At 73.2% G+C, this 19,468-nt stretch carries 18 protein-coding genes; 6 read left to right on the top strand and 12 right to left on the bottom strand.

Annotation, left to right across the window (positions count from 1 at the left end):
• The first annotated feature begins 4 nt into the window (after window positions 1-4).
• From JAO84_RS26350 to JAO84_RS26335, 4 genes are all read left to right on the top strand, one after another.
• Entirely contained in the window at window positions 5-868 is an 864-nt protein-coding gene (locus JAO84_RS26350; protein WP_370415062.1) for a hypothetical protein, read from the top strand.
• Between the two features lie 90 nt (window positions 869-958).
• Window positions 959-1,747 (top strand): hypothetical protein, encoded by a 789-nt coding sequence (locus JAO84_RS26345; protein ID WP_365761702.1) that lies wholly within the window; start codon window positions 959-961, stop codon window positions 1,745-1,747.
• Window positions 1,744-2,610, top strand: a complete 867-nt coding sequence (locus JAO84_RS26340; RefSeq protein WP_370415061.1) for a PP2C family serine/threonine-protein phosphatase — start codon at window positions 1,744-1,746, stop codon at window positions 2,608-2,610. Before JAO84_RS26345 ends, JAO84_RS26340 begins: the two co-directional genes overlap by 4 nt.
• Window positions 2,597-4,036 (top strand): hypothetical protein, encoded by a 1,440-nt coding sequence (locus JAO84_RS26335; RefSeq protein ID WP_370415060.1) that lies wholly within the window; start codon window positions 2,597-2,599, stop codon window positions 4,034-4,036. The genes JAO84_RS26340 and JAO84_RS26335 overlap by 14 nt, the downstream gene beginning before the upstream one ends.
• 94 nt (window positions 4,037-4,130) lie before the next feature.
• On the opposite strand, the gene JAO84_RS26330 is transcribed toward JAO84_RS26335, so the two are convergent.
• From JAO84_RS26330 to JAO84_RS26320, 3 genes are all read right to left on the bottom strand, one after another.
• Complete coding sequence (locus JAO84_RS26330; protein ID WP_265864676.1) at window positions 4,131-4,334, bottom strand: acyl-CoA carboxylase subunit epsilon; 204 nt, start codon at window positions 4,332-4,334, stop codon at window positions 4,131-4,133.
• 62 nt (window positions 4,335-4,396) lie between these two features.
• Complete coding sequence (locus JAO84_RS26325) at window positions 4,397-5,980, bottom strand: acyl-CoA carboxylase subunit beta (RefSeq protein ID WP_365761708.1); 1,584 nt, start codon at window positions 5,978-5,980, stop codon at window positions 4,397-4,399.
• A 204-nt stretch (window positions 5,981-6,184) separates the two neighbouring features.
• The gene (locus tag JAO84_RS26320) at window positions 6,185-8,566 is read right to left on the bottom strand and encodes a polysaccharide lyase 8 family protein (protein ID WP_370415059.1); all 2,382 of its coding nucleotides are present in this window, start codon (window positions 8,564-8,566) and stop codon (window positions 6,185-6,187) included.
• A gap of 223 nt (window positions 8,567-8,789) precedes the next feature.
• Between JAO84_RS26320 and JAO84_RS26315 the strand changes: the two genes are divergently transcribed.
• Window positions 8,790-9,404: a YceI family protein gene (locus tag JAO84_RS26315; protein WP_370415058.1), complete on the top strand. Its 615-nt coding sequence runs from the start codon at window positions 8,790-8,792 to the stop codon at window positions 9,402-9,404.
• Between the two features lie 94 nt (window positions 9,405-9,498).
• Here JAO84_RS26315 and JAO84_RS26310 read toward each other — a convergent pair whose 3' ends face one another.
• From JAO84_RS26310 to JAO84_RS26300, 3 genes are read right to left on the bottom strand one after another with little or no spacing between them, the layout of a single operon-like run.
• Window positions 9,499-9,882: a hypothetical protein gene (locus tag JAO84_RS26310; RefSeq protein WP_370415057.1), complete on the bottom strand. Its 384-nt coding sequence runs from the start codon at window positions 9,880-9,882 to the stop codon at window positions 9,499-9,501.
• Window positions 9,879-11,039 (bottom strand): serine hydrolase domain-containing protein, encoded by a 1,161-nt coding sequence (locus JAO84_RS26305; protein WP_370415056.1) that lies wholly within the window; start codon window positions 11,037-11,039, stop codon window positions 9,879-9,881. The genes JAO84_RS26310 and JAO84_RS26305 overlap by 4 nt, the downstream gene beginning before the upstream one ends.
• Before the next feature lie 37 nt (window positions 11,040-11,076).
• Window positions 11,077-11,574 carry a DUF4267 domain-containing protein gene (locus JAO84_RS26300; RefSeq protein ID WP_370415055.1) on the bottom strand — a complete coding sequence of 166 codons (498 nt, stop codon included), beginning with the start codon at window positions 11,572-11,574 and terminating at the stop codon, window positions 11,077-11,079.
• A gap of 174 nt (window positions 11,575-11,748) precedes the next feature.
• Here JAO84_RS26300 and dnaN point away from each other — a divergent pair, with 174 nt between their 5' ends.
• Window positions 11,749-12,864: a DNA polymerase III subunit beta gene (gene dnaN / locus JAO84_RS26295; RefSeq protein ID WP_370415054.1), complete on the top strand. Its 1,116-nt coding sequence runs from the start codon at window positions 11,749-11,751 to the stop codon at window positions 12,862-12,864.
• A 30-nt stretch (window positions 12,865-12,894) separates the two neighbouring features.
• Here dnaN and JAO84_RS26290 read toward each other — a convergent pair whose 3' ends face one another.
• The 6 genes from JAO84_RS26290 to cyaB all read right to left on the bottom strand — a co-directional run bounded on the left by JAO84_RS26290 (window position 12,895) and on the right by cyaB (window position 19,465).
• On the bottom strand, window positions 12,895-14,241 hold the full coding sequence (locus JAO84_RS26290; protein ID WP_370415053.1) for a hypothetical protein: 1,347 nt from the start codon (window positions 14,239-14,241) through the stop codon (window positions 12,895-12,897).
• Window positions 14,242-14,316: 75 nt separating this feature from the next.
• The gene (gene cimA / locus JAO84_RS26285) at window positions 14,317-15,933 is read right to left on the bottom strand and encodes a citramalate synthase (protein ID WP_265864684.1); all 1,617 of its coding nucleotides are present in this window, start codon (window positions 15,931-15,933) and stop codon (window positions 14,317-14,319) included.
• A 282-nt stretch (window positions 15,934-16,215) separates the two neighbouring features.
• Window positions 16,216-17,538 (bottom strand): MFS transporter, encoded by a 1,323-nt coding sequence (locus JAO84_RS26280; protein ID WP_370415052.1) that lies wholly within the window; start codon window positions 17,536-17,538, stop codon window positions 16,216-16,218.
• An 81-nt stretch (window positions 17,539-17,619) separates the two neighbouring features.
• Window positions 17,620-18,159 (bottom strand): TetR/AcrR family transcriptional regulator, encoded by a 540-nt coding sequence (locus JAO84_RS26275; protein WP_370416872.1) that lies wholly within the window; start codon window positions 18,157-18,159, stop codon window positions 17,620-17,622.
• A 141-nt stretch (window positions 18,160-18,300) separates the two neighbouring features.
• Window positions 18,301-18,792 (bottom strand): hypothetical protein, encoded by a 492-nt coding sequence (locus tag JAO84_RS26270; RefSeq protein WP_370415051.1) that lies wholly within the window; start codon window positions 18,790-18,792, stop codon window positions 18,301-18,303.
• A 115-nt stretch (window positions 18,793-18,907) separates the two neighbouring features.
• On the bottom strand, window positions 18,908-19,465 hold the full coding sequence (cyaB, locus tag JAO84_RS26265) for a class IV adenylate cyclase (RefSeq protein WP_370415050.1): 558 nt from the start codon (window positions 19,463-19,465) through the stop codon (window positions 18,908-18,910).
• Window positions 19,466-19,468 lie beyond the last annotated feature (3 nt).

The raw sequence follows: 19,468 nt of genomic DNA, 5'->3' as shown, positions 1-19,468 counted from the left end.
GCCCGTGGAGACCTCCGCGCTGATCCTCACCTTCGTGGTGCTGCCGCCGACGGCCCTGCTGCTCGCGCTGTGGGCGAGCACCGGCTCCTGGTTCTCCGGCTCCCGGCGCCCCGAGGAGCCGGAGCCGCGGCACGAGGCACCGGCCACGCCCGAGGCCCCTTCCGCGTACGCGTCCGAGTCCGAGTCCCTGTCCGAGGAGGCGCCGATGCCCGAGCAGGACGGGACCCGGGAGGGGCGGGGCGCCCGGCCGCGGACGGAGCGGGCGGCCCACCCCCGGCTGCAGGACGACGTCCGGTGGATGGTGTCCAACTCGCGCGCGGTCCTCGGCGACGCCCTCGACACCGCGCTCGACGCGGCGGCCGGGCTGCTGCCGTTCCGTACGGCCCCGACGGCCCCGACGCCTCCGGGGCAGGAGCCCGCACCGGCCCCCGCTCCCGGAGCTCCCGCTCCCGCGCCTGGACCGCCCGCGGCGCTGCCGCCCGCGCCCCGGGCCCCCGAACTGCCGAGCGGCTGGCGGCCGGCGCCGGAGCCCGCTCCTGAGCCGGAGCCGACACCGGTGCCGAAGCCGGAGCCGCCGCCCGCACCCGCACCGGAGCCGGCCGCCGGGCCCGGGACCGTGTACCGGGCCGCCGCCGCGACGGCCGCCGCGCGCGAGTCCGACACCCTCGCCCTCGGCACCGGCTACCGGGCCGTCGTCACCGCCGCGACCTGGCTGCGCCCCGACGGGTACGTGGAGTGGGACGGCGCCCTGTGCCGGGCCCGCTGGCGCGGCCCCGCGACGGCCTACCCGCGCCCCGGGGACCTGGTCCGGGTCACCGCGTCGCCGGACACCGACCCGCCGCTGCTCATCGCCTCCCCGCTCCACTGAACTCCCCGCTCTCCTGGACCTTTCGCTCTCCTGACGCACACCCGAAGCATGCTCACCGTCCCCGTTCCGCCCTCGCACGCCGGAGTAGCCGTGTACCCGACCGCAAGTCCCGACGAAGCCCCGCTCCCCGTGCCGTACATGGGCTTCGAGTTCGACAGCGCCCAGCGGCTGCCGCTGCTGCTGTGCCTGGACACCTCCTCGTCGCTCAGCCAGAGCGGCGCGATCGGCGCGCTCAACGACGCCCTCGACTCCTGGGCCGGGAGCCTCGCCGAGGACACCGCGCTCAGCGCCGCCGTGGACGTCGCCCTCATCACCTTCGGCGGCACCGAGGGCATCACCGTCTGGCAGGGCGCCACCCCGCTGGGCGCGCTCGCCCCGCGCTGGCCGCACAGCCCGTTCGTACCGGCCCACGAGTTCCGGCCGCCGGCGCTGCGCGCGCACGGCGTGACCCTGATGGACCGGGCGCTGCGGCTCGCCATGGAGGTCGTCGCCGACTACAAGGCCGGGCTGCGCGAGGAGGGCCTCACCTACTACCGGCCGCAGATCTGCGTGGTCACGGACGGCGCGCCCAGCGACGAGCAGGGCCGCTTCTCGCACGCGTACCGGGATCTGCTGCCCGAGCTGCGCAAGGCCGAGGAGGAGCGCCGCTTCCGGCTCTTCGCGGTCGGCGTCGGCGAGCGGCACGCCGGGGCCGAGGAGGTCCTCAAGGAGCTGGCCCCGCACTACCACGCCTGGCTGGACGGCTTCCCGTTCGCCGAGCTGCTCACCGCGATGTCGCACAGCGCCCGCGCCACCCAGGGCGGTGCCGACGAGGCCGAGTTCCAGGAGATCTTCGCCCGGCTGAAGCGCCGGCGCGGCGGCGGGCAGGTCCCGGCGTGAGCCCCGGCGGGGCGAGCCGGCGGGGCCGGCCCGCCCACCGCTGGCGGGTGCACGGGATCAGCGCGACCGGCTACCGGCACCTGCGGGACGACAAGCCCTGCCAGGACGCCTGGAAGCACCGGGAGGTCCCGGGCGGTCTGGTCCTGGCGGTGGCGGACGGCGCGGGCAGCGCCGAACGCTCCGGCGAGGGCGCGCGGGTGGCGGTGGAGCTCGCGGTGGACGCCTTCGCCCCGGTCGCCGCGCCCTGGCGGCGCGGGGACGACCCGCACGAGCGCAGGGAGCTGCTGACCGAGGCCTTCCGCGAGGTCCGGGCCGAGTTCCTGACCTGGTGCGCGGGCCCGGCCGCCCCGTTCGCGACCACCCTCACCGTGGTGGTGGCCGCGGAGGGCTGGCTGGGCCAGGTGTCGATCGGCGACGGCCTGGTGCTGCTGCGGGCGGAGGGCGGGGTGCCGGACGAGCGCCCGCCCGGTGGCGGGGACACGGCCTCGCCGCCCGGCCCCGCCTCGTACCATCTGCTCCCCCAGACCCACTCCGGCAGCGAGTACGCCAACGAGACCGTCTTCCTCGGCTCGCCGACCGCGCTCGGGCAGCTGCGGGTGGACTGTGTCCGCGACCCGCGGATCGAAGGGGTGCTGCTGTCCACGGACGGGCTCACGCACGCCCTGCTCCGCCGCTCCCCCGCCGGGCCGCCGCTGCCGCACGACGCCTTCCTCGGCCATCTCTTCGAACGGCTCGGCCGGGACGGCTACGACCACGACGAGGAGGACCGCCGGCTCGCGGAATTCCTCGCCTCCGACCAGATCTCCCGAGTGACCGGGGACGACAAGACTCTCCTGTGGGCGATACGACATGACGACCACTGACGGCACCGGCGCCGGCACCGGCTCCGACTCCGGCGACGACGACTCCCTCACCGACCCCGTGGACCTGACGCTCGGCGACGGCACCCGGATCAGCCGCACCGGCAAGCCCCTCGGCACCGGCGGCCAGGGCAGCGTCTGGGCCTTCGCGGAACGCGCCGACCTCGCCGGCAAGATCTACAACCGGCCGCCCGACGCGGCCCAGCTGCGTCGGCTCGCCGCGATGCTGCGCGCCGACCCGCTGGCCGGGGAGCAACTCGCGGCCGGGCAGCCGCCGATGCTGGTGTGGCCGGTGCAGCTGATCGAGTCGGCGGGGCGGCCGGTCGGGTACGGGATGCCGATCCTGGACCCGGCGGCGCACGTCCGGCTCAGCGGGCTGCTGCAGAAGAACGTGCGGCGCAGCCAGTACCAGGGCCGGGCGCACTGGGGCTTCCTGCTCGGGGTGGCGTCCAACCTCGCGTACATGACGGCGGAGCTGCACCAGCGCGGCTATGTGGTCGGCGATCTGTCCAGCGCGAACGCGGTGGTCGACCCGAAGGGCTATGTCACCCTGCTCGACTGCGACTCCTTCGCCTTCACCGACCCGCTGACCGGTGAGTTCTTCGGCAGCGACGTCTTCACCGACGACTACGCGGGACCCGAGCGGCACCGCGGCGGGCCGCCGACCCGGCACTCGGACGACTTCGCGCTCGCGGTCCTCGTCTACCAGCTGCTGACCAGCGGGAACCATCCGTACGACGGGAGCCCGCGGGTCGGTGCGGCCGAGTCCACCCGCAAGGACAACGTGCTCGCCGGGAACTCCTTCCTGGTGCATCCGGACCGGGTGCGGGTGCCGCGCCGGCAGCTGCCGGTCGAGACGCTGCCGCCGGAGGTGCTGCGGCTGGCCCGGCAGACCTTCGGGCCCGGCTGGCGCGAGCCCGCCCGGCGGCCGTCCTCGGCGGCCTGGCTGCAGGCCCTGGACGAGGCGAAGGAGTCCGTGGTGGTGTGCGGCGAGGTGCCGGAGCACCACTACGGCGGGCATCTGCGGGCCTGCCCGTGGTGCGCGCACGCGGAGAAGGGCCACCCGGACCCCTTCACCGGGGGCGGCGGGACCCGGGTCCGGGCCCCCGGCGCGTCCGCCTCGGCGTCGTATTCGGCCTCGGCGTCCGCCTCGGCGTCCGCGTCCGTATCGGCATCGGCTTCGGCCTCGGCGTCCGCCTCCGCGTCGGCGCGGCCGTCGGCGTCCGCGAAGGCCTCCGCTCCGCCGCCCCCGCCGCCCCCGGCGGCACCGCCCTCGCCGCCTTCGCCGACGCCCGCGCACGCGCAGAAGCCGGACCCGCTGACCAAGGGCGACATCGCGCTCGCGATCACCCTGATCGTGGGGGCGCTGGCCATCCTGGTCGGGGTGGTCTGGGGGATCGTCGCGCTGATCGGGGCGCTGGTCTCCTGACGCCCGTGCCGGCGGCACACACGGCTACGGACACGGCGAAGGGCCGGACCCCGGGTGTTCCCGGGGGTCCGGCCCTTCGCCGTCGGTCCGTGCGTCAGCGCCAGCTGTGCGGGGCGCGGAAGCCGTTCTCGCGCTCCAGACGGCGCCAGCCGGCGGTGCGGGGACGGTGGTGGGCGGCCGGCTCGGCGGGCTGGGCCGCGGCGCGGGCGAGGAGGACCGCGGTGATGGCGGCGAGCTCCTCGGGGTCGGCGTGGCCCTTCTCGACCCGGAGCAGGTTGGCTGTGGCAGGCGTGGTCACTTCGGTGAACTCCTCTGATGAGGGTTGCTGAGGCGGGGGAGGTCGGGGGAAGCCCGGGAGGCTTACTGCGGCGGGTTGCCGTGCTTGCGGGACGGCAGGTCCGCGTGCTTGGTGCGGAGCATCGCAAGGGACTTGGCAAGGACCTCGCGGGTCTCGGCGGGGTCGATGACGTCGTCGACGAGGCCGCGCTCCGCCGCGTAGTACGGGTGCATCAGCTCGGCCTTGTACTCCTTGACCATGCGCGTCCGCATCGCCTCGGGGTCCTCGGCCTCCGCGATCTGCTTGCGGAAGATCACGTTCGCGGCGCCCTCGGCGCCCATGACCGCGATTTCGTTGGTGGGCCAGGCGTACGTCAGGTCGGCGCCGATGGACTGGGAGTCCATCACGATGTACGCGCCGCCGTAGGCCTTGCGCAGGATCAGCGAGATCCGGGGCACGGTCGCGTTGCAGTACGCGTACAGCAGCTTCGCGCCGTGCCGGATGATTCCACCGTGCTCCTGGTCTACACCAGGCAGGAAGCCGGGTACGTCCAGAAGAGTGATGATCGGGATGTTGAAGGCGTCGCACATCTGCACGAAGCGGGCGGCCTTCTCGGAGGCCTCGATGTCAAGGACACCGGCGAGGGACTGCGGCTGGTTGGCGACGATGCCGACGACCTGGCCGTCGAGCCGGGCCAGGGCGCAGATGATGTTGCGGGCCCAGCGCTCGTGGATCTCCAGGTAGTCGCCCTCGTCGACGAGCTCCTCGATGACCTTGTGCATGTCGTACGGGCGGTTGCCGTCGGCCGGCACCAGGTCGAGCAGCACGTCGGAGCGGCGGTCCGCCGGGTCCTCGGAGGCGACGACCGGCGGGTTCTCGCGGTTGTTCTGCGGCAGCATCGACAGCAGGTACCGCACCTCGGCGATGCAGGTCTCCTCGTCGTCGTACGCGAAGTGCGCCACGCCGCTGGTCTCGGCGTGCACGTCGGCACCGCCCAGTCCGTTCTGGGTGATCTCCTCGCCGGTGACCGCCTTGACGACGTCCGGGCCGGTGATGAACATCTGCGAGGTCTCGCGGACCATGAAGACGAAGTCCGTGAGGGCCGGGCTGTAGGCGGCGCCGCCGGCGCACGGGCCGAGCATCACGGAGATCTGCGGGATGACGCCGGAGGCCTTGGTGTTGCGCTGGAAGATGCCGCCGTAGCCGGCGAGGGCGGAGACGCCCTCCTGGATACGGGCGCCGGCGCCGTCGTTCAGGGAGACCAGCGGCGCACCGGCCGCGATGGCCATGTCCATGATCTTGTGGATCTTGGTGGCGTGGGCCTCGCCCAGGGCACCGCCGAAGATCCGGAAGTCGTGCGCGTAGGTGAAGACCGTGCGGCCCTCGACCGTGCCCCAGCCGGTGATGACACCGTCGGTGTACGGCTTCTTGGCCTCCAGGCCGAAGCCGCTGGCGCGGTGCCGGCGCAGCTGCTCGACCTCCTGGAAGGAACCCGGGTCCAGGAGCAGCTCGATCCGCTCGCGCGCGGTGAGCTTGCCCTTCGCGTGCTGCGCCTCGGTCGCACGGTCACTCGGGCCGCGCCGCGCCTGCTCACGCAGTTCGTGCAGCTCGGCCACACGGCCACGGGCGTCGGCGGGCTCGCTCGGGATCTGGTCCACAACGGTCATGTACCGACCCTACGAACTCACCCGATAAAACCCCGCCGTCGACTCCGTACAGTCTCGCGTGTCGAATCCTGGTGGGGCATGACAGAACCGTCGCCCCACCAGGTCGAGTCGACAGCCGTACACCCCAGATGATTGTAGGGTTTCCACATAGACCCCGTCCGGACCGTACGCGTGGCCCCTACCGCGGCACGTCACATCAGCACGTCACATCAGCACGTCGCAGCGGTGGCCCGCCCCGGCCGTCCCCGGGGTGATCCGCAGCCGCAGCCCGCCCGTCCCGGCGGCCAGCACCTCGACCGACGCGTCCCGGGCGAGCACCGCCCGGACCGGCCGGTCCCAGCGCAGCTCGTAGGGCTGTCCTGAGCGCATCGGCTCGGCGGTCCGCAGGGTCGCGGTGGTCCCCGTCCGGCGGAGCAGGACGCTCGCGGGGGCGGAGGCGGTGAGCCGGTCCACCGTACCGGCGCGCCAGTAGTTGGCGGCGGTCAGTCCGAGGGACGGGACGCGGACGGCCTGGAGCTCGGCGCGGTTGGCGAGGATCCGCAGCCAGCCGGGGTCGGCGGCGCGGGCGGCGAGGGTGCGGACGCCGGCGCCGGGCATCAGGAGGTAGGCGTACGAGGCGTCCGCCGGGTCGGTGCCGTGGTCGAACCAGAGGGTCTGGTAGCGGCGGGTGCGGCGCTCGGTGGAGCTGGTGGTGTTGATGTCGCTCCAGGCGCCGGTGCGGTCCTCGCGCAGGGTGCGCAGGTCCGCGGCGCCATCGGGGCCGGCGCCGCCGGGGCGGGGGAAGACCCAGCCTCCGTGGCCGGCCAGGTGGGCCCAGCCGTCGCCGGTGGTCAGCGCGGCGGTGCCTCCCTCCCCCAGGCAGCGGTTGTCGACGATCGTCTCGACCGGGACGCCGTCCTTCGCGGTGATGCCGGCGCCCAGGCAGATGACGGTGTCCGCCGCGCAGAACCAGGACTTGCGGGCCTCCAGGGTGGAGCCGAGGCCCTTGAGGTGCTGACCGACGGCGGCGAACTCGCCGTCGGTGACGCCGCCCACCCACTTCACGGCGGGCCGGGGCGCGCCCCACTCGCCGCCGGCGCGGTCGGCGAGGCGTTTGGTGGAGACGGTGGTGCCGGGCAGCCGGTAGGGGTCGACGGTGGGCCAGAACCAGTCGGTGTACTGGCCGCCCTGACCCTTCGTCCACCAGGAGAGCATCCCGGATCCGGTGTGCCAGCCGCGCGGGTTCTCTCCGTTGCCGCACTCGTAGTGGGTGATCCGCTCGGAGGCCATGGAGATGTTCGCGGCCCAGCCGGGGCGGCGGTGCACGGCCCGGTCCATGGCGGCGAAGAGACGGTGGCCGGTGGGTTCGGGTGCGGCGGGGGCGGGGCCGTCGGCGATGGCGCGGAGCCGGGCGAGGTCGGCGACGCCGAACTGGCGGGCTTCGAGGATCGGGGTGACCGTGTCGCGTTCGATCCACCCCTTCACGCGCGCGTGCCAGCGGTCCCGCTCGGCGGGGCTCGCGCCGCCGGCGAGCACCGCGATCGCGGCGATCAGACCCTGGCCGTGGAAGTGGTCGGAGCGCATGATCTGCCGCTCGTCGCCCTTGAGGTAACCGCGGCTGATGGCACGCCCGTTGACGCTGTCCATCATCAGGCCGTCGTAGAGGAAGGGCGCGTAGGCCCGTTCGACGCTGTCGAGGATGATCTGCCGGTTCGGGTCGATGACGGCCCAGCTGGATCCGGCGAGCAGGGTGAAGAGCCGGCCGAGGCCGTCGAGCATGACCTGTCCGTAGGTGCCGGAGTAGGCGACCCAGGTGTGCTGGACGAAGGAGCCGTCGGCGTAGAGGCCGTCGCCCTTGGTGACGTACGGGAAGACGGGCGAGAGCGCGTCCCGGGCGAGGGCGATCTTGGCGGGGCTCGCGCCGAGGACCCCGCGCAGGGCGACCGAGCGGCACAGGTCGACACGGTTGGCGCCGGTGGAGGTGCCGGTGTACGAGCCGAGCGTCACGTCGGGGACGAAGTGGTCGACGGCGGCGCAGGCGGCGGCGATCCGCTCGGCGCCGAGCAGCGGGTGGAGCGCGGCGACGATGTCCATGAGGATCCGCGGGGAGCCGATCTGCCATTCCCACCAGTTGCCGTAGCGCGGAGCACCGCTCCGGTAGACCCGCTCGGAGAGGTGGTCGAGGCCGCGCAGGACGTCGGCGAGGAGCGCCGGGTCGCCGGTGGAGCCGGTGCCCTCCTGCACATACGCCTGGGTCATGGTCCACAGCCGGCCGTAGCTCTGGGTGATGCCGGCGGGCGGGTCGAAGGGGACGCCGGGCCAGAGGGTGGTGGCGGTGGGGGCCATGGCGGCGCGGAAGCCGCGGGCGAGGGTGCCGGTCTCGGCGAGCCGGGAGGCGTAGGGCTCGGCCGCGGCGTCGTAGCCGGAGCCGAGTTGGAGGTCGAGCCAGCGCCGCCGCAGCGTCTCGAACTCGGCCGAGTCCGAGTCGGCGTCCGTGCCCTCGGCCGTGGCGGCCTGGGCCTGCGGTGCGAGGGCTAGGACTGCTGCGGCGGCAGCAGCGGCAGCGGAGGTGGTGGTCAGGAAGGTGCGGCGGGACCAGACGGGCACGGGAGCCTCCCGGGGGGATGGGGACCGGTTGGCGCCTGGTTCTAGCAGCGGCCTTCCGACGCAATCAATGAGCACAGCAAGCGCTTGCTGCCCTGGAGGGGTGAATCTCTTCCCCAGATGTTGAAAGTTGAACGGAATAGGTCTATGGTCGATGTCGTTGAAGGTTCAACGAATGCACGACCAAGCGCCTCCCCCCGCGCACCGTCCCCCCAAGGAGCACGTCATGGGTCTCTTCAGCCGCAAGAACAACACCGAGTCCGCCGCCACCGTCGCCACCCTCCCCGTGGACCCGGCCCTGGCCGCCCTGACCGGCGACTACACCATCGACCCGGCCCACAGCAGCATCGGCTTCACCGTTCGGCACGCCATGGTCACCAACGTCCGCGGCAGCTTCGCCGAGCACGAGGGCTCGCTGAAGCTGAACGGCACCGACCCGGCCGCCTCCAGCGCCGCCATCGATGTCAAGATCGCCTCGATCGACACCGGCATCGCGGACCGCGACGGGCACCTGCGCAGCGGCGACTTCTTCGACGCGGAGACCTTCCCGCTGATGACCTTCCGGTCCACCGAGGCCGCGCACCTGGGCGGCGACAAGTACCAGGTCAAGGGCGACCTGACGATCAAGGACGTCACCAAGCCGCTCGCCATCGACCTGGAGTTCAACGGCACCGCGACCGACGTCTACGGCAACGAGCGGGTCGGCTTCGAGGGCACCGCCGAGATCCTGCGCTCCGACTGGGGCCTGACCTGGAACGCGGCCCTGGAGACCGGCGGCGTCATGGTCTCCGACAAGGTGAAGCTGAACTTCGACATCTCCGCCATCAAGAACGCCGCCTGATCCCCCGGTTCCAGGCGACCGCACACCCCGAACCCGGCAGCCCCGAGGGCTGCCGGGCGGTGGTGTTTCCCCCTGCCTCTCGCCTCCGCCCGACTCAGCCGCGCTCCAGGGCGCCGAGCACCGGCTCCAGCTCCTCCGGCATGACCGCGAGGAGGACCGGTCCGGCGGCCGACTCGCAGGCCACGATCCGGGCGAGCGGATTGAGTCGTACGGCCTCGCGGACGGTGGGCCGGCGGGTGCCGGTGACCCGCAGCTCGGCCGGCAGCACGACCTCGCCGCCGCGCGCGAACGGGCGCCAGACCAGCGGCCGCGCGCCGATCACCAGGCGCCCCGGCCGCCAGCGGGAGCCCTGCCGGAGCAGCACGGGGACGGCGGCCGTGCCCCCGTCGGCGAGCGCGGCGGCGCGGCGGCGCTGCCCGCCCCGGACGAGCCAGCCGACGAGCAGCACGAACGGCAGGAAGAACAGCAGCTCGGTCATGCGCGGCCGTCCCGGCGGTCCGCGGCGGCCGTGACCGTACGGATCAGGCGGCCGTTCTCCAGCGCCCCCGGTCCGGCCAGGAAGCCGAAGCGGCGGCGGGCGTAGCTGTAGGAGAGGGCACGGGAGGGGTCGGCCAGGGACTGGGTGCCGGGGGCGCCGCTGTGGCCGACGGCGGTCGGGCCGAGGGAGGGGTAGCGGGTGGCGAGCGGGACGAAGCCGAGGCCGAAGGCGTTGGTCTCGCCGGTGACCAGGTCCGTGCCCGAGGAGTGCGCCCGGGAGAACTCGGCGAGCGTCTCCGGCTTGAGCAGCGGGGGCCGGCCGTCGAGCTCGCCGGCCACCGCCGCGTACACCCGGGCGAGGCCGCGCGCGGTGCCGATGCCGCCGCCGGAGAGCGGCGAGGCGGCGTGCACGGCGCGGGAGTTGCCGAAGGCGACGATGTCGAAGGGCGGATCGGCCTGCTGGTCGAAGGCGACGGCGAGCAGACTGTCCGGCGCGATCGGGTGCTCCGCCTCGAAGGCCTCCTGGACCGGGGTGGGCCGCACCGGCAGGGCCGGGCGGAAGCGGGCCTCCAACTCCTCGGGCAGGCCGAGGTGGTAGTCGGCGCCGTACGGCTCGCGGACGCGCTCGGCGTAGTGGTCCTGGACCGTGCGGCCGGTGGCGCGCAGCACCACCTCGCCGGCCAGGGCGCCGAAGCTGAGCGCGTGGTAGCCGTGGCCGGTGCCGGGCTCCCAGTACGGGGCGTGGGCGGCGATCCGGGCGGCGACGAGGCGGTCGTCGGCGAGCTCGTCGAGGGTGAAGCCGCCGGTGACGCCGATGGCGCCGGCCCGGTGGGCGAGCAGCTCGCGGACGGTGACGGCGCCCTTGCCCGCGGCGGCGAACTCGGGCCAGTAGGACGCCACTTCGCGGTCGAGGTCCAGTGCGCCGTCCTGCACGAGGAGGGCGGCGACCAGGGCGGTGACGCCCTTGGCGGAGGAGTAGAGCGCGAGGAGCGTGTCGCCTTCGACACCCTCGCCGCCCCACAGGTCGACCACGAGCTCGCCGCGGTGGTAGACGGCGAGCTGGGCGCCGCCGTCCCGGGCCTCCTCGGCCGCGACCGTGGCGAACTCCTCCCGTACGGACTCGAATCCGCTCGCCACGGTGCCGTGGACCTGCGTCATGACCGCCCCTCCCCCTGTGTGCATCCTCGCGGCTGTCTCAGACACCCGAACGATCAAGGGCCCGCCCGGATTCCCGCCCGGATTCCCGCCCGGGGCCGCTGGTCGCGAAGAGCAGTCCGGCGGCGACGAGGACGGCGGCGGCGGTGGCCGCGTGGATGCCGAGGGCGGCGGCGTACGAGCCGCCGTGGCTCAGGACCGAGAGGCAGTCGCCGACGGGCGCGATCGTCATCAGCAGCATCACCCAGGCCAGCGAGCGGCGGCGGCCGAGGGCCAGCAGGGCGAGGATGACGGCGCCGTTGGCGAGGTCGCGGGCGGCCTTGACGCCGAAGTAGCCGGCCGCCTGACCCTCGGGCCAGGCCGGGATGCCGAAGCCGGCGGCGGCGGTCTCCGGGGCGAAGAGGAAGTCGAGGCCGAACCAGAGGCAGGCGAGGCCGCCGAGGGCGGCGAGGACGGTGGCGGCGCGGTGGGTGAGGGACGTCCTGGACGCCTGCGCGAGGGACGGGGCGGACGACTGCACGGACGACTGCACGGACATGGGAACCCCCTGGAGCTGACGGACACAGCTGACGGACACAGTTGGCGGACAAAACCAGCGACCTAGCGGCGCTAGGCACAACGGCAACGCTAGACCTAGCTATGCTCTCCTGTCTAGCACCGCTAGAATTCTTTGTGTGAGGGATTGCCAGTGGCGGCCGTTAGCGTCGGCGACATGGAATTCCGTATCGACAGCGGGGCGTTGACCGAGGCCGTGGCCTGGGCCGCCCGCGTGCTGCCCGCCCGCTCCCCCGTCCCGGTCCTCGGCGGCCTGCTCCTGGAGGCGACGGCGGACGGACGGCTCGGCGTCTCCGGTCTCGACTACGAGGCCTCGGCCCGGACCGAGGCCGACGCCGAGGTCCTCGGGGAGGGCCGGGCCCTGGTGCTCGGGCGGCGGCTGCTCGACATCTGCAAGGTGCTGCCGCCGGGGCCGGTGGAGTGCGCGGTGGACGGGGCGCGGCTCTCGGTGACCGGCGGCGGCGCCAGGTTCGGGCTCTCGCTGCTGCCGCTCGACGACTATCCGGACCGGCCCGCGCTGCCCGCGCTGCGCGGCGAGGTCGACGCGGCGGCGTTCGCGGCGGCCGTCGGGCATGTGGCGGTGGCGGCCGGGCGGGACGACGCGCTGCCGGTGCTCACCGGAATACGCCTCGGCCTGGACGGCGCGACGATGACGCTGGCCGCGACCGACCGCTATCGGTACGCGGTGCGCACCCTGGAGTGGAAGCCGGCGGCAGACGCCTCCGGCGAGGCGCTGGACGTCGTGGTGCCGGCCCGCCGGCTCAGCGAGGTGGCCCGCTCGTTCACCGGCGCCGGGAGGGTCCGGCTCGCCCTGGACGGCGGCTCGCTCGGCTTCGAGAGCGGCGGGATGCGCACCACCACCCGGCTGCTCGACGGCCGGCTCCCCCGGCACGACAAGCTCTTCGCGCTCGGGGAGCACGCGGTGGCCGTGACCGGGCGGGCGCCGCTGGTGGAGGCCGTGAAGCGGGTGGCGGTGGTCGCGGAGGGCGACAGCCCCGTACAGCTGGCCTTCGACGGGACGACCGTCCACCTCCAGGCGGGGTACGAGGACGATGTGGCCTCGCAGCGGCTGCCGGCCGCGCTGACCGGCGCCGACGCCATGACGGTGGCCTTCAACCCGGGGTATCTGCTCGACGCGCTGGGCTCGTTCGACGCGCCGGAGCTGAGCCTGCGGCTGCTCGGTCCGGGCCAGCGGGCCCTGATCACGGACGCGACGGACGGAGGTGAGGGCACCCACCGGCATCTGCTGATGTCGGTGAAGCCGCTGGTCTGACGACCGCGCGGGGTCGACCGCGCGGGGCTTCTAGAAGCCCCCTCCGCCGTCGAACCCGCCGCCTCCGTCGAAGCCTCCGCCCCCGCCGAAGTCGCTGCCGCCGAAGTCACCGGGGTTGAAGTCGGCGCCGGAGAAGTCGCCGCCCTGGAAGTCCTGGAAGTCCCCGCCGCCGTACTCGGAGGCGTAGGCGGGGGTGGAGAGCATCGAGCCGAGCATGGTGCCGACGAGCAGGCCGGGCAGCAGGCCGCCGCCGAAGTAGCCGCCGGCCCACGGGCCGTACGCCGGGCCCGCCTCCCAGTAGGGGCGGCGGCCGCCGTCGGTGTCGACCGTGCGGGCCTGCGGGTCCTGGCCGTCGTCCAGCCGGGCCGCGTCGGCGGCGCAGACCGGGACCTCGCGGGGCGCGCCGCCGGCCGGGGTCCAGGTGCGGTCCTGGGCCGAGGGGCCGTGGCGGGGGTCGAAGAAGCAGGGCGGGCGGCGCTCGGGCAGCGGCCGGTGCTCGCGGCGGGCGGCCAGGACGGCGAGCGAGAAGCGTCCGTCCTCCAGGGCCTGGGTGACGGCCCGCACCTCGTGCGGCCGGGTCACGGCGCCCATCCGCGACTTCGCCGTGTCGTAGGAGTCGAGGGCGCGCTCGTAGTCGCCGCGCATGGCGTCGTCGGCGCCGGCCTCGGCCGGGTGGAAGTCGAGCCGTTCGAGCTCCTCGCCGAAGGCGGTGATGTCCTCGTCCACGACGACCCGCAGCCGGTCGAGGGCGGCGCGCTCCTCGGCCTCCTTGCGGAGCCGGTTGCGCCGGACCACGGCGTAGGCGCCGGCGCCGCCGGCCACCACGACACCGCCGAGGACGACGAGTCCGGCCACCGGCACCCCGGAGTCGTCGGCGGCCGTGCCCCAGGAGGCCGGGGCGGAGCCGCGCAGGGTGGGCAGGGCCTGGTCGACGAAGTTGTTGAGCTCGGTGGCCGCGTCCACGCCGGGCTGCCGTACGGAGGTGACGAGGTTGTCGACGGCGGCGCTCGACATCACGGCGCGGTCGGCGCCCGCGTCGAAGCCGTCGCCGAGGCGGATCGCGTAGAGCCCGGTGATCCCGGTCTGGGTGCGTACGTTGCGCAGCAGGTTCTCGGGCGGGAACTGCGCGTTCGCCGGCAGCACCGCCACGAAGAGCGGTTTGTCGGCGTCCTTGATCTTCTGCGCGAGGGCGGTGGCGTCGGCCGTGGAGAGCTGATCGGCGGCGCCGGGGTCGACGTACACCGGGCCCTGCTTGAGGGCCGCGGCCACGTCGGGCACGCCCGTGGCCCTGGCGCTCGCGGTGGGCGCCAGGACCAGAAGCAGCAGGAGTATCAGCCCGCCGAGGGCGGACCACACGGATATCGCCCTGGTCCTCATGATTCGAAGCTACCCGAACCAGACCAAACCGAACACAGATGGCTGATATCGAACGATCGGTCTGTCCGTTCCGGACTATTCGGCGGGGTCGACGCCGGCCCGCAGCAGCCCGTAGGTGAAGGCGTCCTCCAGGGCCTGCCAGGAGGCCGCGATGACGTTCTCGCCGACACCGACCGTGGACCACTCGCCGTTGCCGTCGCTGGTGGTGACCAGGACGCGGGTGGTGGACTCGGTGCCGTGCCGGCCCTCCAGGATGCGGACCTTGTAGTCGATGAGCTCGAACTTGGCGAGCTGCGGGTAGATCCGCTCCAGGCCGATCCGGATCGCCCGGTCGAGGGCGTTGACGGGGCCGTTGCCCTCGGCGGTGGCGACGATCCGCTCGCCCTTGGCCCAGAGCTTCACGGTGGCCTCGTTGGCGTGGGTGCCGTCGGGGCGGTCCTCGACGATCGCGCGCCAGGACTCCGTACGGAAGTAGCGGCGGGCCCGGCCCTCCGCCTCCTCGCGGAGCAGCAGCTCGAAGGAGGCGTCGGCGGCCTCGTAGGTGTAGCCCTTGAGCTCGCGCTCCTTGACCCGCTCGACGACCCGGGCGACCAGGGCGCGGTCGCCGCCGAGGTCGATGCCGAGCTCCTTGCCCTTGAGCTCGATGGAGGCGCGGCCGGCCATGTCGGAGACCAGCATCCGCATGGTGTTGCCGACCAGCTCGGGGTCGATGTGCTGGTAGAGGTCGGGGTCCACCTTGATGGCGGAGGCGTGCAGGCCGGCCTTGTGGGCGAAGGCGGAGACGCCGACGTAGGGCTGGTGGGTGGAGGGGGTGAGGTTGACGACCTCGGCGATGGCGTGCGAGATCCGGGTCATCTCGGCGAGCGCGCCGTCGGGCAGCACCCGCTTGCCGTACTTGAGCTCCAGGGCCGCGACGACAGGGAAGAGGTTGGCGTTGCCGACCCGCTCGCCGTAGCCGTTGGCGGTGCACTGGACGTGGGTGGCGCCGGCGTCGACGGCGGCGAGGGTGTTGGCGACGGCGCAGCCGGTGTCGTCCTGGGCGTGGATGCCGAGGCGGGCGCCGGTGTCGGCGCGGACGGTGGCGACCACGGCCTGGACCTGGGCGGGCAGCATGCCGCCGTTGGTGTCGCAGAGGATGACGACGTCGGCGCCGGCCTCGTGCGCGGTGCGGACGACGTCCTTGGCGTAGCCGGGGTTGGCCTTGTAGCCGTCGAAGAAGTGCTCGCAGTCGACGAAGACCCGGCGGCCCTGGGCGCGCAGGTGGGAGACGGTGTCGCGGACCATCTCCAGGTTCTCGTCGAGGGTGGTGCGCAGGGCGAGCTCGACGTGCCGGTCGTGGGACTTGGCGACCAGGGTGATCACCGGGGCGCCGGAGTCGAGCAGGGCCTTGACCTGCGGGTCGTCGGCGGCGCTGCCGCCGGCCCGGCGGGTGGCGCCGAAGGCGACCAGCTGGGCGTTCTTGAACGCGATCTCCTGCCGGGCGCGGGCGAAGAACTCGGTGTCCCGCGGGTTGGCGCCGGGCCAGCCGCCCTCGATGAAGCCGACCCCGAAGTCGTCGAGGTGCCGCGCGATGGTCAGCTTGTCCGCGACGGTGAGGTTGATGCCTTCACGCTGCGCGCCGTCGCGCAGGGTGGTGTCGAAGACATGGAAACTGTCGTCGAGGCGCGAGCCCTCGGCGTTCTCCGTGGTCATGGCTCTGATGACTCCTGTCGGATGTGGCTCCGGAAGGTATGGATCCACTTGCCCCCATTCTCACGCGCCGTCCGCTTCCGGCACTGGTGGGGCCGGAAAACGAAAAAACCCCTCGCGGGTGCGAGAGGTCTGCGCGCGGGTCTGGGGCACGGTGTCCACTGCCGCGGGGGTCGTACCGCGAATCAGTGGCCACTGCGGACCGGCGCGCTGCTGCCGATAATCATGGTGGTAGCGAGCACGCCGGAAGTCTGACACAGGTGGCGGATCAGGCGGACGCCGGTCTCACGATACGGGCATTTGATCTCGCGGCCGCCGCGGCTCGGTGGTGGCGCCCACCCGGGCCAGGTCGATGTCGCGGGTCTCCCTCATGGTGAGGTAGACGATCAGGGAGACGGCGGCACAGCCGGCCACGTACCAGTAGTAGCCGGACTCGATTCCCGCGTCCTTGAACCACAGGGCCACGTATTCGGCGGTGCCGCCGAACAGCGCGTTGGCGATGGCGTACGGCAGTGCGACGCCGAGGGCGCGGATGCCGGTCGGGAAGAGCTCGGCCTTCACGCAGGCGTTGATCGAGGTGTAGCCGGTGACGACGACCAGCGCGAGCAGGGCGAGCCCGAGGGCGGGCCAGAAGGATCCGGCGTGCTGGAGCAGCGTCATGATCGGCACGGTGAGGAGGGTGGAGCCGACCGCGAAGGTGATGAGCAGCGGGCGGCGGCCGATCCGGTCGGAGAGCCGGCCGGCGAGCGGCTGCAGGCAGGCGAAGACGATCAGCGCACAGAAGGAGACCAGGGTCGCGGTCTGCTTGGGCAGTCCGGCGGAGTTGGACAGGTACTTGGTGAGGTAGGTGGTGTACGTGTAGTAGGCCACCGTGCCGCCCATGGTGAGCGCGACGACGAGGAAGGCCTCGCGCTTGTGCGCCCACAGGGCCTTGAGGGTGCCCTGCTGGCCCTGGGCGACGCCGGCGTCGGCGGTCTCCTCGTACACCTCGGTCTCCAGCATGGTGCGGCGGAGGTAGAAGACGACGGCCGCGCCGAGGGCGCCGACGATGAAGGGGATGCGCCAGCCCCAGCTGTGCAGGGCCTCGGTGGACATGGTCCGCTGGAGGACGATCTGCAGGCCGAGGCCGATGATCTGACCGGCCGTCATGGACACGTACTGGAAGCTGGAGGCGAAGCCGCGGTGCTGCGGGGCGGAGGCCTCGGTGAGGTAGGTGGCGCTGGCGGCGTACTCGCCGCCGACGGACAGGCCCTGCAGGAGCCGGGCGATCAGGAGGACGGCGGCGCCGCCGTAGCCGGCGACGGCGTAGGTGGGTGCGACGGCGATGAGGACCGCCGAGGCGGACATCAGGGTGACGGTGAGGGTGAGGGCCGCCTTGCGGCCCTTGCGGTCACCGACCCGGCCGAGCAGCCAGCCGCCGACCGGGCGCATGAAGAAGCCGACGGCGAAGATGCCGGCGGTGTTCATGAGCTTGGCGGTGTCGTTCCCCTCGGGGAAGAACGCCCCCGCGAAGTAGGTCGCGAAGCTCGCGTACACGAACCAGTCGAACCATTCGACCATGTTGCCGGCCGAACCGACCCAGATCTTCTTCCAGTGCTCTCGTCCCATGGGCAGGAACCGTGCCGGAGGCGGCCGGGCGGCAACAAGGGTGAACGGCGCAACGATCGGGACTACTTGCGTGCCTAACGGTCACGGAAGCAGTGTTTCGGCGATGAACTCCCGTACGTGGTCGAGGACTTGGGCCCGGCCGGTGCCGGGGATGCCGACCGCGACGTGCACGCTGAATCCGTCGAGCAGGGCCCGCATCCGGTGCGCGAAGCGATCCGGGTCGACGGGCCGGAACTCGCCGCGCGAGACGCCCTCGGCGAGGATCGCGACCAGGTCGCGGTGCCAGGCGCCCTCGATGGCGGCCTGCCGGGCGCGGGCGTCGTCGTCGGCGTTCTGCGAGCGGTTCCAGACCTCCAGCCAGAGCGTCCAGTGCGGGTCGCGCGGCCCGTCCGGCACGTACACCTCGACATAGCCGTCCAGCCGCTCCCGCGCGGTGCCCGGCCCCGCGAGCAGCGCCCCGCGCTCGGCCCCGAGCCGCCCCTCGCTCCACTCCAGCGTCTGCAGCAGCAGCTCGTCCTTGGTGCGGAAGTAATAGAGCAGATGCCCACTGCTCATCCCGACCTGCCGCCCGAGCCCGGCCATGGTCAGCCCGTCGAGCCCGCGCTCGGCGATGGTGCCCATGGCGGCGGCGAGCACGTCCTCCCGGGGCGGCGCGGCCTGATTGCGGCGCCGGGGGTGGGACGGCGAGGGGGTGGGGTTGCTGCTCTGACTCACTCGTACGTTCTACAGGATGCGGCGGCCGGGAGGACCCGGCCGCCGGGCTCAGACCGGTTCCACGCGGACGGCGTCCGGCGGGAAGAGGGTCTCGTACGCGGTGGTGCAGTCACCGAGCGCGATGGCCACCTCGGCCCCACAGGCGCAGACCCGGTTGGCACCCCCGTCGCCCGCGGGCCCGCAGCAGCCGATGAGCCGCCGGTAGTCCGGGTGGAAGTCGAGCGGGAGCACGTCGTCGGGGTGCAGGACGTAGCAGTCCCGCGGACCGCCGGCGACGAGCCAGCCGGACTCGCCGCACCTCCACGGACCGTCGGGGAACGCCCCGTCGTACGCGTCGTCGTCGCCCTCGTACGGGACGAACGGCCCCGTCCGGCGCTCGGGGTCGACCGCGTAGCGGCCGCGCGGCAGGGTCGCCGGCGGGCGCCGATAGCCGTCCGGACCGACGAGCCCGTCGAAGCCGGGCCGTTCGGGCATCGGGTCGAGCAGCCGGAGGGGCACGGTGAGGGGGCGGTCGCAGGCCGCGCAGAGCAGTCTCTCCATCGGCCGCGATCCTAGAGCGGCAGCACGGACCGGGACACCGGCTTTCTGTTCCGGCGGCGCGCCCCCTCGCCTTCGGACGGAGGAGGCGCCTTGTATGTTCGTGGCGCCCCCAGAGCTACGACTGCCGACGCGCCCGCACAGCGTCGGTGTAGAGCTCGCGAGTCAAGTCCTTCTCCTCGATGCCAAGCTCGGCCAGGACGACACGGATGTCGCTCAGCGCCTCGTGGACCTGGGCATCAGCTACCAGGGTCTCCACCTCAAGGAAGGTTCCATCCACCTCGGGGACTCGCACGAGGGTCGCAAGCATCTCTCGGCCCCGGGCCTTGAAGGTGTAGTTCCGGCACCGCTTCTCAAACGCGATCGTGGGGACATAGCCGAGACCACGGACGATCGCGTGCGCCGCGTCGGCGTTCTCGACCCGGGTCTCCGCTTCCGGCTTCGAGCCCGACGCCTCATCGACTGCGGCGCCTTTGTACGTCAGGACGGTTCGCGTGTCGGTAGGTCCGTGGACGGTGCGGATGCGCAGCTCGGCGCCGCGCGCTTCGAGGTTGCCATCCGGGGCGTCGTAGTACGTGTCCTGGTAGACCTCGGGGACACCCTCAGCCCGCCCGTCGAGTCGCCGCAGGACCTCCTCCGGTGTGTGCACGCGGGCCTTGAGCTCCGCCTCGATCACCGG

The sequence above is a fragment of the Streptomyces fradiae genome (genome assembly GCF_041270065.1).
Taxonomy (GTDB): Bacteria; Actinomycetota; Actinomycetes; order Streptomycetales; family Streptomycetaceae; genus Streptomyces.
The sequence above is the reverse complement of the archived record's forward strand: the minus strand, read 5'-3'. Positions and strand labels throughout refer to the sequence as shown.